At 49.5% G+C, this 15,648-nt stretch carries 17 protein-coding genes and 1 pseudogene; 9 read left to right on the forward strand and 9 right to left on the reverse strand.

Features of this window, described 5'->3' with window-relative positions; translation table 11 throughout:
* Nucleotides 1–190, forward strand: a 190-nt coding sequence (locus tag Q7J88_RS00930) for a hypothetical protein (protein WP_303720276.1), incomplete at its 5' end; no start/stop codon positions are given.
* A gap of 488 nt (nucleotides 191–678) precedes the next feature.
* Here Q7J88_RS00930 and Q7J88_RS00935 read toward each other — a convergent pair.
* Nucleotides 679–1,038, reverse strand: a complete 360-nt coding sequence (locus Q7J88_RS00935; RefSeq protein WP_303720277.1) for a DUF423 domain-containing protein — start codon at nucleotides 1,036–1,038, stop codon at nucleotides 679–681.
* A 515-nt stretch (nucleotides 1,039–1,553) separates the two neighbouring features.
* On the opposite strand from Q7J88_RS00935, the gene Q7J88_RS00940 reads away from it, so the two are divergent.
* Nucleotides 1,554–3,173: a radical SAM protein gene (locus tag Q7J88_RS00940; RefSeq protein WP_303720278.1), complete on the forward strand. Its 1,620-nt coding sequence runs from the start codon at nucleotides 1,554–1,556 to the stop codon at nucleotides 3,171–3,173.
* A 100-nt stretch (nucleotides 3,174–3,273) separates the two neighbouring features.
* Here Q7J88_RS00940 and Q7J88_RS00945 read toward each other — a convergent pair whose 3' ends face one another.
* From Q7J88_RS00945 to Q7J88_RS00955, 3 genes are all read right to left on the reverse strand, one after another.
* The gene (locus Q7J88_RS00945) at nucleotides 3,274–3,777 is read right to left on the reverse strand and encodes a DUF2959 family protein (RefSeq protein WP_303720290.1); all 504 of its coding nucleotides are present in this window, start codon (nucleotides 3,775–3,777) and stop codon (nucleotides 3,274–3,276) included.
* Between the two features lie 525 nt (nucleotides 3,778–4,302).
* Nucleotides 4,303–4,977: a uracil-DNA glycosylase gene (locus tag Q7J88_RS00950; RefSeq protein WP_303720279.1), complete on the reverse strand. Its 675-nt coding sequence runs from the start codon at nucleotides 4,975–4,977 to the stop codon at nucleotides 4,303–4,305.
* Nucleotides 4,970–5,266, reverse strand: coding sequence for a DUF2288 domain-containing protein (locus Q7J88_RS00955; RefSeq protein ID WP_303720280.1), 297 nt, complete (start codon nucleotides 5,264–5,266; stop codon nucleotides 4,970–4,972). The genes Q7J88_RS00950 and Q7J88_RS00955 overlap by 8 nt, the downstream gene beginning before the upstream one ends.
* Before the next feature lie 236 nt (nucleotides 5,267–5,502).
* On the opposite strand from Q7J88_RS00955, the gene Q7J88_RS15295 reads away from it, so the two are divergent.
* From Q7J88_RS15295 to Q7J88_RS00965, 3 genes are all read left to right on the forward strand, one after another.
* Nucleotides 5,503–6,021 (forward strand): flagellar assembly protein A, encoded by a 519-nt coding sequence (locus Q7J88_RS15295; protein ID WP_369681937.1) that lies wholly within the window; start codon nucleotides 5,503–5,505, stop codon nucleotides 6,019–6,021.
* A 36-nt stretch (nucleotides 6,022–6,057) separates the two neighbouring features.
* Nucleotides 6,058–6,486, forward strand: coding sequence for a FapA family protein (locus Q7J88_RS15300; RefSeq protein ID WP_369681938.1), 429 nt, complete (start codon nucleotides 6,058–6,060; stop codon nucleotides 6,484–6,486).
* Between the two features lie 136 nt (nucleotides 6,487–6,622).
* The gene (locus Q7J88_RS00965) at nucleotides 6,623–7,093 is read left to right on the forward strand and encodes a ferritin family protein (RefSeq protein ID WP_303720281.1); all 471 of its coding nucleotides are present in this window, start codon (nucleotides 6,623–6,625) and stop codon (nucleotides 7,091–7,093) included.
* A gap of 134 nt (nucleotides 7,094–7,227) precedes the next feature.
* On the opposite strand, the gene dmeF is transcribed toward Q7J88_RS00965, so the two are convergent.
* From dmeF to Q7J88_RS00985, 4 genes are read right to left on the reverse strand one after another with little or no spacing between them, the layout of a single operon-like run.
* The gene (gene dmeF / locus Q7J88_RS00970; RefSeq protein WP_303720282.1) at nucleotides 7,228–8,178 is read right to left on the reverse strand and encodes a CDF family Co(II)/Ni(II) efflux transporter DmeF; all 951 of its coding nucleotides are present in this window, start codon (nucleotides 8,176–8,178) and stop codon (nucleotides 7,228–7,230) included.
* A gap of 9 nt (nucleotides 8,179–8,187) precedes the next feature.
* Nucleotides 8,188–8,412, reverse strand: coding sequence for a FeoC-like transcriptional regulator (locus tag Q7J88_RS00975; RefSeq protein ID WP_303720283.1), 225 nt, complete (start codon nucleotides 8,410–8,412; stop codon nucleotides 8,188–8,190).
* Nucleotides 8,413–8,424: 12 nt separating this feature from the next.
* Nucleotides 8,425–10,755 carry a Fe(2+) transporter permease subunit FeoB gene (feoB, locus tag Q7J88_RS00980; RefSeq protein ID WP_303720284.1) on the reverse strand — a complete coding sequence of 777 codons (2,331 nt, stop codon included), beginning with the start codon at nucleotides 10,753–10,755 and terminating at the stop codon, nucleotides 8,425–8,427.
* 4 nt (nucleotides 10,756–10,759) lie between these two features.
* Nucleotides 10,760–10,993: a FeoA family protein gene (locus tag Q7J88_RS00985; RefSeq protein ID WP_303720285.1), complete on the reverse strand. Its 234-nt coding sequence runs from the start codon at nucleotides 10,991–10,993 to the stop codon at nucleotides 10,760–10,762.
* A 532-nt stretch (nucleotides 10,994–11,525) separates the two neighbouring features.
* Between Q7J88_RS00985 and Q7J88_RS00990 the strand changes: the two are divergent.
* Nucleotides 11,526–11,882, forward strand: a pseudogene (locus tag Q7J88_RS00990) (transposase); the annotation flags it as partial.
* Nucleotides 11,883–11,968: 86 nt separating this feature from the next.
* Here Q7J88_RS00990 and hemG read toward each other — a convergent pair.
* Entirely contained in the window at nucleotides 11,969–13,387 is a 1,419-nt protein-coding gene (gene hemG / locus Q7J88_RS00995) for a protoporphyrinogen oxidase (RefSeq protein ID WP_303720286.1), read from the reverse strand.
* A 175-nt stretch (nucleotides 13,388–13,562) separates the two neighbouring features.
* On the opposite strand from hemG, the gene Q7J88_RS01000 reads away from it, so the two are divergent.
* The 3 genes from Q7J88_RS01000 to Q7J88_RS01010 all read left to right on the forward strand — a co-directional run.
* Entirely contained in the window at nucleotides 13,563–14,435 is an 873-nt protein-coding gene (locus tag Q7J88_RS01000) for a DnaJ C-terminal domain-containing protein (protein ID WP_303720287.1), read from the forward strand.
* A gap of 165 nt (nucleotides 14,436–14,600) precedes the next feature.
* On the forward strand, nucleotides 14,601–15,053 hold the full coding sequence (locus tag Q7J88_RS01005; RefSeq protein WP_303720288.1) for a hypothetical protein: 453 nt from the start codon (nucleotides 14,601–14,603) through the stop codon (nucleotides 15,051–15,053).
* Nucleotides 15,054–15,159: 106 nt separating this feature from the next.
* The coding region (locus Q7J88_RS01010; protein ID WP_303720289.1) for a cytochrome c biogenesis protein ResB at nucleotides 15,160–15,648 on the forward strand (489 nt) is incomplete at its 3' end.

Raw genomic sequence — 15,648 nt, forward strand, 5'->3', positions numbered from 1 at the left:
TACGGGCCTCGTACACGGCTCCTGTCCATCCTCCCTCAATCACGCTGAGACAGGCGGGGTCTACAACGCTCCCTCCCCTGCACTTCCTTCTGTTTCGCGACTCTACAACACCTTCGAAACTTCACCAGGGCCAATCGCCTTCTATCCCTTGCGGGCAATATACGGTTGGTTGATCTGGCTACTCCGTTAAGCGGCCCAGGCAGACAGAGAACCGTTCCCGGTTGTACCGTCCGTCCCAAGTCTTACCCTACTTCGGGTAACTTGTGCTTAAGCGCTGCGTGTTCTCATAAACTCCAGAAATCTTCGAATGAACTTCACTTCGCATTCCGATGAGGCTTTTGGCGCTCACCGGCTCCTGCCGATCAGACGGCAGGTCATCCCGGTTTTACCCTCCAGTCTGTTACCAGCTTTCACAGGCCGGGACTTCATCACTACTACGGAATCATCTGCCACCTCGCACCGCATCAGAAGACCTTGAGTCCCCCCTTGAAACTTCCTTACCCGATATTTTGACCAAAAATATCGGGACAATACGAGGCTTCCCCAGTTACCTTCCGGCTCCCTGTAAGCTACCGCATCCTCAATCACGCTACGAATTTGATCAGGTATCGGGCTTCACGTTATGTTGCACGCTTACCCACTCGTAGCGCCGAATCAGGTTCGCTTGCTATGTGCAGCTCACTTCCTATCGCTTCCTTCAGACCCTGCCGTTGCCAGCAACGCCCTTGCGATTCGGATTGTCTTCCCCCTGATCGGGGCGACGCTTGCTTCTTTCAGCAAGCCGGGTTTGCCAGCTCCGCTGGGCAAACTAACCATTATCCACCCAGAAATTCTAAGCGTGGTTACTTGTGGAAACAAGTGAATCAATATTGCCAGTAATATAAGACTTAACGAATGAAACATATGATATTGAACGGATGTATGCCAGACTTCCAGCATATCTGCCGAAATCTTATTTTTCAGGCCATGAGCGCCGAAGGCACCCAAAGCTACGGAAAGAAATGCGTTGAGTCCTCCGAGTAAAACAAAAAACTTCATTGTTACCCTTTTGTGATTAGGTCATCGTTTCGCAAATTATAGCTTTGGCCCTTTTCAATGTCAGCGCGGTCCACAACTCCAAAGTTGAGAACACTTAGGGTGCCTGCCAAAAGCATTGAAAATCACAACTTTAGCTGCACAGGAATCCCCCTCGCCGTGAAGACTGATAACAAAACCTTTGCCCTTCTCTTTGAGCAAAAACTTATTTGCATTCATATCAATCTCCCTTTTTATAGGTTTGGGCGTTGCTGCATCGAAGTATAAGTATATATATTATTTAGGTTTCTGCAGAATTTTGAACAAGTGACTACCGTCAAGACACTGGGGCAAGAATACCGGAATGCTGGGAAGGCCGAGTTTTTTTTGATAAAATTCTGTGTTATAGGCCATTATGAATGCTGGACACACCTACTAAGCACTTCATCTATCAATAATAGTCTTGGATTGTAATCTCGATTTTCCCTATATCCTGTCCGAGATCTAGGCTATTTAAAATTTTGTCAGGCAGCGAATGTATGTATGTTAGTCGTGATGAATTACTGTGGATGTTAAGGCAAATTTACGGCCAGAGAATCGAGCAGGAAAAATTAATTCGCAAATTCAGGAACCATGGAATTTCCAGCTTACTGCCTTACTTTAATGAAATAGAATCGATATTTAATAAGCTTGATGACAAGTTCGAAGTGGCAAAAAAGGCAGTTCGTTCTTTAGCAATCCGGATCAATTGCGAAATAGATGACCTTGGCAATGCTTCAAACAAGATCTCTTACCTTGATTTAGAAAATCAATTGCTACCGATCCTGATTCGCTCTTTAAATCTTGAGCATTCCTCCTCTTTAGAAAAAGGTGCCAGGATTAGTGTGAGGCTGGACAGTGGCAGCTGTTATGCTAAGCCAGGGAGCGAAGGTTTTATAATAGAAAAATCGGCCGGGGTCTCAAAGGTTAAATTTTACTCCACTGCCGGGCGTTATGGTTTGGATATCTATGCAACGGAAATTCCTGATGAAGAGCTCCAGGTTTTAACCGTGGATAACCTTCTCGCTAGACATAAGGATATTCGTGGCGTGGCTCAATACTTTTTCAATGATTCCATGCTGAGAGCCATGAAAACCAGCATCGACTCTTCAGTCTATTCTTTTACCGCGAATCTCGCAGTTAACCTTCTGATCGACAAAGGTTTTTTAAAGATTGAAGGGGATGAGTTTGTCGGTGTCCTTGAGCAAATTTTTCCCGTTCTTGCTCCTAAGATGGCCAAAACCTATCGGGACATAAGCTTGTTCAGCTCTCCTACCTTGTCCTCACCTCCATCTGAGAGGAAAGCACATGTTTTGCGTTTAGAGTTAACAACTGGATGTGATTACAACAGGTGTACTTTCTGCTCCGAGTACGCTGACAAGACTTTCGTGACGAAATCTTTTGACGAGTTTAAAGAACATGTAAATCGAGTTGTTGTTTCCATAGAATCTGAAAAATCACGCATTCAGAGGTTGTTCATCGGGAGTGGCAACTCGTTGGGGGTTGATACCGAATTACTCCTGAGAGCACTGAATTATGCGAGCAACATCTTCAATCCACAGAAGATTTCTCTTTATGGCAGGACAGCTTCAATATTGGCAAAGTCTGTTGATGAGTTGAAAGAGCTCAAAGAGGCAGGCTTGACCTTGATTTACTGGGGGCTGGAGAGCGGGTCCGACGAAGTCTTGAATTATATATGTAAGGATTGTACCCGCGATGAAATAATAGCAGCTGCGAAGAAGTTGGTTAAGGCGGATATCGAAGTGTCTGCTATGTTGATGCCAGGAGTAGGTGGCTTGAAATTCTCGCAACAGCACGTTGTTGGGACCTTGGAATTATTACATAACATTAACATCAAGTACCTTACCCTGTTGTCTATTAATCCTTCTGAGTACTCATTGTACGAAAGAAACATGCAGTCCGAAATTGACAATCGCCACTTAACTCCCGATGAAGTCAATGCCCAAGTATACCAACTACTAGAAGGGCTGAAGCCCACGGGTTTGCAGATAGGGATGTTCACCGAAGAAATTGATCAAGCAAGTAGCAACACCAAACGATTTAGTTATCCATTTACCGATGCGAACAAGGAACTCTTGTTGAGAGAATTTTGGAATTAGTTAATAGACTTCTTCATCATGAGACATCATGCCCGTATTGACGTGAATTCATCCTCCCCTGAAAAAACTTCAGCTTGAAATTTCGACTTACAAAACAGAGCTATTTTGCTTTCAAAGCACTGATGAACTGATCTGCTTCCTTGATGGATAATTCCATATCACGAATCAGTCGGGAAACATCAGTTTCGATATTCCCGAGCTCAGTCTGTAAAGAGGCGATCGCCCGCGCGTTCAAGTTATGCTTGAGAAACAACACCTGATTGCGCACCGGGTTGAGGACTGGATCGATCTTCGCTTCAGCTTTTTTCATCGCGCTGATGAATTTGTAATAATGACTACGGGTCTGTTTCAGCTGTTTCTCGCTGGCGCTACGCATGCTGGCACTGGAATACTGATCGAGGTCACCCTCCAACTTATCGAACAGCACCTCGGCAACATCTTCGACCTCGGCAATCCGACTGAGAACTTCATCCGCCTGCTCTTCACTCTTCTCAAGCGTCGCATTTAACTGCTCGTACTTGTTGTCTTCAATCTTACCTCTGTCAAAGGCGACAACCGAATTGAACTGTTCAAGAGCGGAAACAAATTGCTCCTTGGTTTCCAGTTGGCTGTCTCACACCTCTTCAACCCGATCGACCAAGATATCCCGCTTGGGATGCCAACTTCTTCCATCGCACCGTAAGAAACCCCAGTACAACCGACCAACAAAAGCAACTAAAAAAGGATCAACAGCAGCCGTTTCATACCTTGCCGCAAGCATAGCCGATGTCCAAGGCCGTACCACCCTGATTGCCAAAGCATCCTGGCTGCTGCGGTTAACCAATTTATATAAGCTGTTTGCGACAGCTGCCTATGAAATCCGCGGTTATACCTTTCAAACCGACGTCACCAAGCTAACACTCCTCTCAATTAGCGTCGCCGGAACATCGCAATAGAGGTGGAAACGGAAGCGCAACGGATATTTTTGCGAAAAGAAGAGTGCAACGGGATGCAGGGGGTTCCTGTTCAGCAAACCGCTGTCTGAAGAAAAGATTACTGAATTGCATCTGGCAAAACAGACTAATGTTCAACCACCGCCATCAGCTGTACCAGCACAACGGTGAAAAACTCACCAGATATTCTTTTCAACCTATGTCTCCAGCAGTTCCAGCATCTGCGTGCGGAATTTTCCGGCCCCACCATTGGCCGGATGACGCACTTTGGTCGCCGGGATTCCCAGCTGCTGAAGTTGGGCAAACGATTTTTCACCTACAGCAACTACCTGCCGAAACTGTCCCAATTCAAGCATCCACCGCAACACCTGATGCCCGGCAGCCAGTTCATCATCGGTCGGCGTCCTGTTGCTGAGCAGCCCCTTCTGTGGGTGGTAAGGATGCCAGGGGAAAGCGTTCCATAACACCACCGAGCGCGGATCGATACCCTGCTCGACCAGAAATCCCCAAACGATGGTCGCTGTCGGCTCAGTGAAGCCGAGCGGCCGCAATTCGGGCCGACTAGTGCGTTGCGGAGACAGATCGCAAAAAACCAGCCCGGCATGCAGCTGCTTGTGCTTCAAGCCGCCAAGCAGCAACCGCTCAGAAGTCATCGGAATGCCACTGAAATGTCCCCCCTGATAACCGATCGCTTCTGCCAGCAGTAGCGTCTCGGCCTGGCCGATTCGCTCAGCAAGGTATTTCTGCAGTTGGTGCCGACGAATTTCGGGGCCATTCCGGTCAAGATCATGCTGTGCGTCTCTTTCCCCCCAGGGGTTGAAAACCCCCTCCGAGCGATAGGCGCTGAGTTTCTCCACGAACCGATCAAGCATGATTGACCATTTGCACGAGAATAAAAGGCTGCACAATCAGCATACGAAACGGTTTATTCAAGTCTAATTCCCAATCACTAAGCTGTTTTGCAGTCGGCTTAACCAACTGCCCTTCCCCGATCCAATTTGCCACTTTGTGCTTGTTATCCTCGGCGACCACCGCCGCAACCTCCACCAAATCGAGCTCTTCAGCAACAATGATGATCGCATCACGTTGCAAATGAATCCGCAGATCCTTCCAGCAGACCTCAGCAAGGTCCTGCTTAAATCGTTGAAATACTTCCGACATTCGAACTCCTCCTAAAAAAGCGCTGCTGGAGGATACCTAGCCCCGAGACTCAGGTCAAGAAACGAAAAGTTACATAATTTGCTGGATGTATCGCTAAAGGAACGGAGGAAAACAACCGACAAGCATAGTATCGTTAGCTATAGATAATTTTATCGTTTATTCCTTCAAGGGTAACTGATCCATGACGTCACAAGCGGAAGGTGTCGCTGTCAACACGCCACTGATCAGTGAAATCAATGAAGAAGCTCGACTTGGGGATCAAATCGCATAAGGGGCAACTGGAATGTCGTACCAGCATCGAAGTGCATAACCCGGAGCACAGCATCTCGCAGGATGAGTTGATCACTCTACTGAAAATGCTCGACATTTCAGAGACTGTCGATCAGGAACAGATCGCTGAATTCTGCACCGAGGCCGCAAACGGAGAAAATCCGCAAAATGTCTCGCTTGCCTCCGGGATCGAAGCGACAAATTTGATCGACGACTATTTCGAGCTTTTTGTCGAAACCGGGGACGAAGGGAATATCGAACTCGAAGAAGATGATCCGGGACGGGTCGACTTCAAGAACATTCAGAGTTTCACCAACGTCAAACAGGAACAGTTGATCGGCACCATTTACCTACCCAAGCCAGGAGAAAATGGCAAAACCATTACCGGCATACCGATCCTCGCCAAAGCCGGCAAGGTTGCAGGTGTCTTAGCCGGTAACGGTGTTGAAATCCGCGACAACGGCACCAATGCATTTGCGGTATAAGCGTGCCATGTCTCCTTCGACAAAAACATTCTCTCCATTGTCGAAGGATTTGTCCTCAAGGGCGACGTCGATTTAAAGGCCGGCAATATCAACTTCAACGGCTTCGTCGAAGTCAAAGGAGATGGCTTGGACGTTTTCAAAATCAAGGCGACCAAGGGGATCAGCGTCTCCGGCTCGGTGGGTGCCTGCAAGCTGGAATCGGAAGGCCCGGTGGCCATCGGCTCGATGGCTGACATGAGTTTCGGCTTAATCCGCTGCAAAGGGAACCTGACGGCCCGATATCTCAACCATATCACCGTCGAATGTTGGGAGGATGTTCATATCGCCAACGAAATTCGCAATTTCACAATCAAGGCGACCGGCTCGATCAACGCCCTGACCTCAATTAAAGAGGGCGTGACGATAAACCTCGGTGAACCCAGCGAAGAAGTCAAAGAAAATCAATGGACCGGTTTCGATCATTGAGAATTCTCAGACCGGCGGTATTCGACAATTGCCCCATTCTCCGGTCAAGGTCCCCGCAGAAAAACTGGGGGAAGAAACTCTGCAGAAACAAGCCGGAGCGGCAAACGGTGACTGACCCAAAACGAGGGAACTTCAAATGGCAGATCATGAGCTGAAACAGATAATCCTGAAAATGCTAAATGCGGAACTGGAAGCGATGCATTATTATCAGCAGGCCAGCCGCTTCATCAAGGACCAGAGCGCCTGCTACCACTTCAACCTGCTTGCTCAGGAAGAACTGGAGCACGCCCGCACTTTTTATAATATCTACCCGGACAACGACCTGCCAGAATTCGAAGCGCTGGCGAAACAGATTCCGGAACAGCACACCACCATTAATACGCTCGACCCAAAATTTCTCTACCGACTCAACGAACGAACTGCTCTTTATACCGCTTTAAAGCTGGAGGAGGAGATGGCCAACAGTTTGAAAATGAAGCTGGCCGAACTAACCAGCCCTGCAGCCCGAGCTGTGATCGAAAACAATATCGAATCGACTCTTGGCCACTACGAGCTGATCAAAGAAGATTACCAGCGGCTTTTCGCCTCTCCCGCCTCGGCCTCCTGAAACCAGCAAAAGGGTGGTTTCCCATGCATGAAAATGAGCTAAAAAAATGATCTTTACAATTTTGGATTTCTTCTAAAAATTCTCTACTTTTGAAATCGAATTCCCCGTTCCCATTTAAACCAAAACCGGTCTGATTAGCGGGTTTGCTCCAAAGGAAAGCAAGGTTCCTCTTTGCAATGGATCACCTCAATGGTTATATGTTTCAGTTGCTCGAAACCGCTCAGGAGCTTTTTATATTTTCCGATCGGTTTGGGATAGTGGGTGACCAAAGTGATAATCGCCGCCAAATGCTGTGGAGACACCTTCCAGACGTGCAGATCAGATACGCGGTTGTCGGCATCCGCTTCGATCACCTGCTGAACTTGCTGTCGGTACTCAGCATCGACCCCGGCATCGAGCAACGAAGCGCTGCTATCTCTTAGCAACCCCCAGGCCCAGCGGCTAATCACCAAGGCTCCGACGATTCCCATCAGCGGATCGAGTGCCCACCAGCCATACAGACTCCCAAATAGCAGCGCAATGATTGCCAGCAACGATGTAAGGGCATCGGCAAGCACATGGAAGTAAGCGGCCTTAAGGTTGTGATCTTCGTGGTGATGGTGACTGGCATGGCTATGCTGATGATGGTCATGCCCGCCATGGAGCAACAAAGCGCAGGATATATTGACCGCCAAACCGAGCACAGCTACCAGCATCGATTGTCCATAATGAATCTCAACCGGAGCGAAAAACCTTCCAACTGATTCGATCGCCATGATCAATGCCACCACCGAAAGTGCCACCGCGCTGGCGAAGCCGCCGAGCAGGTTTATCTTACCGGTGCCGAAGCTAAAATCCGGGTTGTCGGCATGCTTGCGTGAGTAACGATAGGCAAATAATGTGATCATAAAGGCTGCTACATGGGTGCCCATGTGCCAACCATCGGCTAATAACGCCATGGAGCCAAAACCAGCCCCGGCAATAATTTCCACGACCATGGTAACAGCCGTCAGCCCCATCACTTTCCGGGTATTCTTTTCGTTTTTCTCGTCGTGCCTAAAAAAATCATGCGGGTGGTGCCACTGGTCAAGTTTGTGAATATGCATCTACCTCTCCTACTTCAGCCACTCGTAAACTTCCCTGCTGTGACTGCCACAGCCACCACAGCCACCACCTTTTCCACAACCTTCATCCTTGTGCAGTCGTACCCGCCCCTTGTGGATCCAGTGACTGAGCAATCCACGCACAGCATCTGGCTCCAAATCGAAATGTAGGGCGATATCGGTCAAAGAGGACAAACTGCGCTCACTTAGGTAACGTTTCACTTCACTCGGGGTCATCTTTTATTCTCCTTAAGCTTTAGCCAGAACTGTTTTACCGACACCACGTAAATCATTTCCTAAGCTGCGCATCAGTAGAACTACAAGAACTGATAGGATGGCGCTCCCGGCCAGCCAAAGGCTGGAGAAGGTCGGATGCTGAGTAAAGGTGGCCAATTGATAAAAACTGGTTGCGGCGACGTAAGCCAAGCCGGTGGTCCAGGCAGCGATGAACAGGGTCCAGCGCTTATTGGTCTCCCTATAAACCGCCGCCATGGCAGCGACACAGGGGAAATACATCAGAATGAACAGCATGTAGGCGATAGCCCCGGCCTGGCCGTCGAACAACTTGCCCATTGCCCCGAAAGTTCCTGCGTTGACAGCCAATTCTTCAGCTGCAGAATCGAGGCTGCTGGTATCTCCAATACTCAGCCCCAACGGGTCGGCCAAATTGTCAGCAACCCCAGCGAGGTTTTCCGGGATGGTTGCGACTGCTTCTTGCAAAGTAGCGCTCAGGCTGAATTCAAGCGCTTCGTCACCAGTAGTGACGCCGACTTGGTTCTCATTCTGCAGGTAGATAGCATCAAGGGTGCCGACAACCGCTTCCTTGGCGAAAACGCCTGTAAAGATTCCGACCGTTGCCGGCCAGTTTTCCTGAGAGATACCCATCGGCGCAAACACCGGAGTGATGTTGCGGCTGACCGAAGCAAGTAGCGAGTCGGCGCTGTCGTCGTGACCTATGCTGCCGTCGAGTGACATGGTGTTGAGCAACGCCAGTAGCGCAACCATCGGCACTAGGACACGGGTCGCTTTGAGGATAAAAGATTTGAGTCGATCCCAGGTGCGCAACAACACTGACTTGAGAGTCGGCACATGGTACGGGGGCAGCTCCATGACAAACGGGGTGATCGTCCCTTTCAGCAGAGTATGTTTTAGGACCAAGCCGGTCAAAACAGCAAAACCAATTCCTGCCAAATAGAGGAGGAAGACAACATTCTGGCCGCCGACTGGGAAGAACGCAGCAGCGAATAGAGCATAGACCGGCAGCCGGGCGCCACAGCTCATAAAGGGGTTCATCATGATGGTCAGGGTCCGATCGCGCTGGTTCTCCAAGGTACGTGTCGCCATAATCGCCGGCACATTGCAGCCAAACCCAACCAAAAGCGGAACAAATGATTTCCCCGGCAAACCAAGCATACGCATGAAACGATCCATGACGAAAGCTGCCCGGGCCATGTAGCCGGAGCCTTCCAGCACTGCCAGAGCAAGAAACATAAACCCGATTGGTGGGATGAAGGTAGCCAAAGTCTGGATACCGCCTCCAATTCCGGTCGAAATTATTCCGATCAACCAAGCAGGAGTGTCGATGCCGTTCAGCAGGTTGGCCAAACCATCGACGAAGATCGCACCAGCCGCAATATCAAAAAAATCGATAAAAGCACCTCCGACATTGATGGTGAACATAAACGTCAGGTACATCATCAGCAGAAAGATTGGCAATCCGAGCACCCGGTTAAGAACAATCCTATCGATCTTTTCCGTGAGCGTTTTTGTCACTTTAGTAGCGTGCTTGACGACACCTTCGGTCAACCAATGAATAAAATTGTAGCGAGCGTCAGCCACTACGATATCTGCATCCTCGTCAAGCTGACGGGCAAGGTCACCCTGCCAACCAACAACAAGTTCATGCTGTTCAGCGGTCAGAAGTGCGAGATATTCCGGGTCATCCTCCAACAGCTTCATCACCAACCAATCGGCCTTCAGATTTCGACTGTCGGCCAGCGGTTTGAGCTGCTCCTCCAGAGAAGCGATCGCTCCTTGAATTTCAGCTGGATAGAGCACATCTGCCCTAGAAATTGGGCTTTGCTCGGCTGCTTGGTGGATTGCTTTTTTCAGCAAACTGAGGCCATTCCGTTTCACAGCCGAGATTGGGATGACCGGCACTCCGAGCCGTTCGGCCAGTTCATCGCTATCGATTCTAATCTGCCGGGATTTGGCAACATCCATTTTGTTGAGGACCACAACCATTGGCACACGCATTTCCAATAACTGTGTTGTCAGGTAGAGGTTACGCTCTATATTGGCTGCATCGACTATATTGATGATCAGATCGTAGGTGGCAGAAATAAGATAATCGCGAGCGACTTTTTCATCTGTTGAATGAGCTGTGAGGGAGTATATTCCGGGAATATCGACCAACTCGAAGTCATGCCCTTCAAATGCATAAAAGCCGGTCTTGCGATCAACTGTAACCCCAGGCCAGTTACCAACCATCTGGCGCGAACCGGTCAGCTCGTTGAACAGAGTAGTTTTACCGCAATTCGGATTTCCGGCGACAGCGATTACCAAGCGTTTCTTCTGCATTGGACTAACTCCTTTCAACCAACACTGCAGCCGCTTCTGCCTTACGAAGACTCAGCGAAAATCCTCGCACACTAACTTCCAGAGGATCTCCCAACGGCGCGACTCGGGTCAGCTCCAACTTGATCCCCTTTGTCACGCCCATTGCCAGAAGCTTCGAACGGTATTCCTTCTGGCCAGCAGAAAAGCCTGATACAACAGCCTTTTCTCCGACCGATAACTCACCTAAATGTAGTTGCATAAACATTCTCCTATGGTGCGCAGCCTGTGATTGATTATTGGTAAGTATCAGTGAATTGAATGGGGCAATGTCATCCGCAATTTCACCTCGATATTGAAAACCGTTTTCAAATTAATGTTCCAGACCACCTTTGTCAAGAAAAAAAATTTATTCCCTACTATTTGATTGCATATATAGGTTAAAGAAATGCTGGACACTGGATATGTGCCATTGGGCAACCTAGTAGGCGGAGAGGAGAAGTTATTTAGTTGGGCAGGCGGGATATTTAAATTTAACCATCCCTCTAGGACTCCTGAAACACTCAAGCACTGGCAGGCCTAAGACTTTATTGAAAATCCTGTACTCTGTAACGATATTAACCAGTGGAGGCAAGACAACTATTATCACTTCATCTATAAACAATATTGCTGTATTGCATAGCTCAAAATTCTCAGGAATCGAACTCTCAACTAGTCATGATCCTTATAATATTTTCGAGCAATAAAAATGTTGGAGTTATCCTAGATAACTGAAATTCGTCTAGGATAGCAGTATGAGAAAAAGCCTTCTGAGTCAGGCCAAACAAGACCGACTCATCAAACACTTTATCTCGGGTTCAACAGCTCGGTCTGCAGCAGCCTTGGTTGGTGTCAATCGCAACACTGCTGCCTACTATTTTCAACATCTCCGACAACTGATCTGTCAAGCCATTGAAGACGAAAAACCCTTCTATGGCTAGATCGAAGTCGACGGGTCATACTTCAGGGGCAAGCGCAATGGCAAACGAGGCCGAGGTGCTGCCGGGAAAGTCCCTGTATTCGCGATTTTAAAACGTGGTGGGCGGGTTTATAGCAAGATTGTCCCGAATGTTAAATCTGCCACTTTGATGCCTACTCTGGAGCAGAAAATCGTCCAAGACAAGAGACCACATAAGAAAAAGGCCCTTCCGCTAAGCCACTGAAATTACAGCAAAGCAAAAAGGCCGATTTTTCTGTCTCAACATTTAGACTGATGTATCTTCAACCGCTCAATCACTTTCTGTGCGGTCAAATTGGAGTTGTTGACGCAGTCGTTCAAGCCGACCCCGAAAAAGGCATTTCCGGTCAACAGCAAATCCGGCTGTCCACGCAAGGAATCCTCGATCGCCTCAACCCGAGCTGCATGCCCCCGTGTATACTGGGGGATCGCGTGAGGGTGGCGGAAAATACGCACGAAGTCCGGTTTCGCGGCGATCCTCATGATCTGCCACAAGTCATCCATGGTGCGCTTTTTGACCTCCTCTTCGGAGAGGTCGATCGCCCCCATATTTGTTGCCCCGCCCATCATCGAACGAAGCAGCACATGTCCTTCCGGAGCCCGGTTCGGGAAAATACTCGAATCCCACAAGGTTCCCAGGGTGCTGCGACCTTCCGCTTTCGGAATCAGGTAACCGAAACCATCCAGATTATGAGTAATCCGTTCACGCTGATATCCGAAACAGATCACGTTCATCGTCGCGTAGGGGATTTGCTTGAGCATGGCCGAGGTTTTCTCGCTGTTCTCTGCCAGCATCGTCGCTGCGGCATAAGCAGGCACGGCGCTGACCACAATCTCCGCGTCTAGTTGCTCACCACTTTCCAGAGTCAGTATATAGCCGCCCGATTTCTGCTCAATTTTACTCACCGCGCTGGTCAGCTTAATCTCACCTTGCAGACCTTTGCCGACACCTTCGGTCAACTGCTGAATCCCTTCCTGAAAGGATGTCAGAATCCCGCCTGGCCCAGCCGCGCTGGCCACCGCCTTACCCGCCTTGATGTCGGCCTTCTTCTGCTTCGCCAAGCGGACCATCGCTTTGATCAGACCGCCATACTCCTGTTCCAGCTCATAAATCCTTTTGAAACAGCTCTTCAAGCTCATGGTTTCCGGGTCTCCGGCAAAGATGCCGGAAACCATCGGCGCGATCAGCTTATTCAGTGCTTCATTGCCCAGCCGACGCCGTCCGAATTCTGCCAATGTCTCGTCACTCTGGTCGGTGCGTTTGGGAATCAGCGGCTCGCAGGCTAGCCGTAACTTGCCCGGCCAGGAGATCAGTTTCGATTTGAGAAACGCCGGTCCGTTTTCCGGTAACTGATGCAATACCTGTTCTGAATATATGAAGCGCTTTCGGGCGTTATCATCTGATCGCAGCAGCTGATCGCTAATCCCGAGTGAGTCGCACAATTCCAGAGTCATCGGCTTGTTGTCGAGAAAGCCGTTCGGGCCCCACTCGCAGAGAAATCCATTTTCGCGCCGTGACCAGATTTTCCCCCCGGTGCGATCCAGCTTTTCCAGTACCAAAGTCTGCACCTCCAACTCGGCCTGCGCGGCAAGCTGTTCCACCGCGTAAGCGGTTGCCAATCCGGAAATCCCGGCTCCGATGATCACGACACGGGTCATATCTGCTCCTGGTCTAAAATTAAAAGACTATTAATCGATCAAGGATACTACTCTTCCAAACCTCATTGGTCAAGCAGCAGCAGCGGTTATCTTGGTATACCGCTAAAACCTTGACGCCTCCCGGCCTGCTCCATATAGTTATGCATTCAGCAGTTGCAACCCAGGAGTAATTCAAATGGCAAAAGATTATTATTCAACCCTCGGCGTCGAACGCAGCGCCGATGCCTCCACAATAAAAAAAGCCTATCGGAAGTTGGCGCAAAAATTTCATCCGGACCGTAATCCAGGCGACAAAGCTGCAGAAGAGAAGTTCAAACAGATCACTGAAGCATACGCCGTCCTCTCCGACCCGGAGAAAAAACGCCAGTACGACCAGTTCGGCGACACCGGTTTCCACCAGCGTTTCAGCCAGGAAGATATTTTCCGCAATATGGATTTCGGCGATATCTTTGGTAGCTTCGGCGGAGAAGATCTGTTCAGCCAACTTTTCGGCGGTGGCCGGGCTCGGGGTGGCGCGCGCCGGCCGAGCAAGGGGCAGGATTATTCGATGCAGATCAACATCCCGTTTCGCCTTGCGGTACAGGGCGGGGAAAGACGCATCGACTACCGCAGTGACAGCCGGGTCGAACAGATCAAGGTTCGAATTCCGGCCGGCATCGAAAGCGGTTCCAAGCTACGGGTAGCTGGCAAAGGCGGGCCGAACCCGACTGGCGGTCCCCCAGGGGATCTGTTTCTGCAAATCGAAATCGATCCCGACCCGCTGTTCACCCGCGAAGGGAGCGACCTGCTGGTGCGGGTTGAGGTTCCTTTCAGCGGAGTCTGCCTAGGCACTAGCGTCGAGGTGCCAACCCTAGAGAACCCGAAACGGGTCAAGGTTCCAGCCGGTATGCAACCGGGACAGAAAATCCGACTACGGGGTTTTGGCGTAGCAGCATCAGGCAGAAGACCAGCCGGTGACCTCTATGCGATTATCGAGGTGGAGATACCAAAAACATTGACTTCCGAACAAACGAAGCTGGTGGAAAAGTTACAAGATCTAGGCTTATAAAAAGCAAACAAATGATTTTCACTAGTTTGGCAGCAGATGATTCGCTGCAGGCAGTTTTTTTAAAACAACAAATGAAATCCATTACAGAAAATAGGCATTTCACTTGCATGGAATGCCTTTCGCGCGCTATAGTGCCGCTTTGTATTTTGACGAAAGAGCTAACCTTTGTCCGAACGCACCAATATCACAAACTTCCTGCTGTTATCGATTTTGACGGCCATCCTGCTGGTCAGCGGCAGCCTCCAGTGTGCCTTCGATTGTCTGACACGGGTCGATGTTCTACAGCCAGTTGCTTCTTTCAATGTACAAAAGGACCGGGTCAATACTTGCCACCCGTCCCTCAACCATAGCTCTTCCACAGTTAACTGCCTGAACAAGGCCTGCCACCAGCGCTTGCCCCATCACCGCAACCTGGGTGGCCCAGAATTTTACCGTCTGGCAAAGCTGCCGCAACCGCTCTACAATGGATCGCGCCAACCAGAGCCGCAGTATCGGGCGGGCAGTGCAATAGAATTGCAGCGGATCGCTCGGCACACGGCAGCTAGACTACAGGCCACGGTTTCAACTCGCCCCCCACAAATCCAATACTGTATCCGCGCGACAGTGTTGCTCTGTTGAGATTCTTCTCTTTCACCAGTTGACGACAGTCAGCTACGCTGACTATAGTGACCAAATCTGTCATCTTTACAAATTGATGATGGACTTATGATAGGAGAATTCTGTTTTGACAGAGAAGAAAACAAGCCTTACTGATCGTATCTGGGACTTTTTCTGTTCCCTGAAACTGACGATTATCATTATGCTGCTACTGGCGGTCACCTCGATCATCGGAACCGTCATTCAGCAAAACGCGTCGGCCGCCGATTATATCAAGGAATACGGTCAAACCAATTACGAGTTGTTTGTCAAACTGCAGTTTGTCGATATGTACCACTCATGGTGGTTCATCGGTCTACTAGCCCTGTTCAGCGTCAACTTGATCTGCTGTTCGATCAAACATTTCCCTCGCGTCTGGAAGTTTGTCTCTGAACCGCAACTGGTTGCCTCTCCCGGTATCCTGAAGAACTCGACCAATCGCGCCGAGTACTCGGTTAAGGAAGGTGCAGACCAGATCTCGCACCGACTGAGCGACCTGCTAAAAAAGGAATTCGGCAAGGTGACCGAAACCGAAGCAGACGGCAAACATTACCTGTTCGCGCAAAAAGGGATCTAT

The sequence above is a fragment of the Malonomonas rubra genome, from assembly GCF_003247215.1.
Taxonomy (GTDB): Bacteria; Desulfobacterota; Desulfuromonadia; order Desulfuromonadales; family Geopsychrobacteraceae; genus Malonomonas; species Malonomonas rubra_A.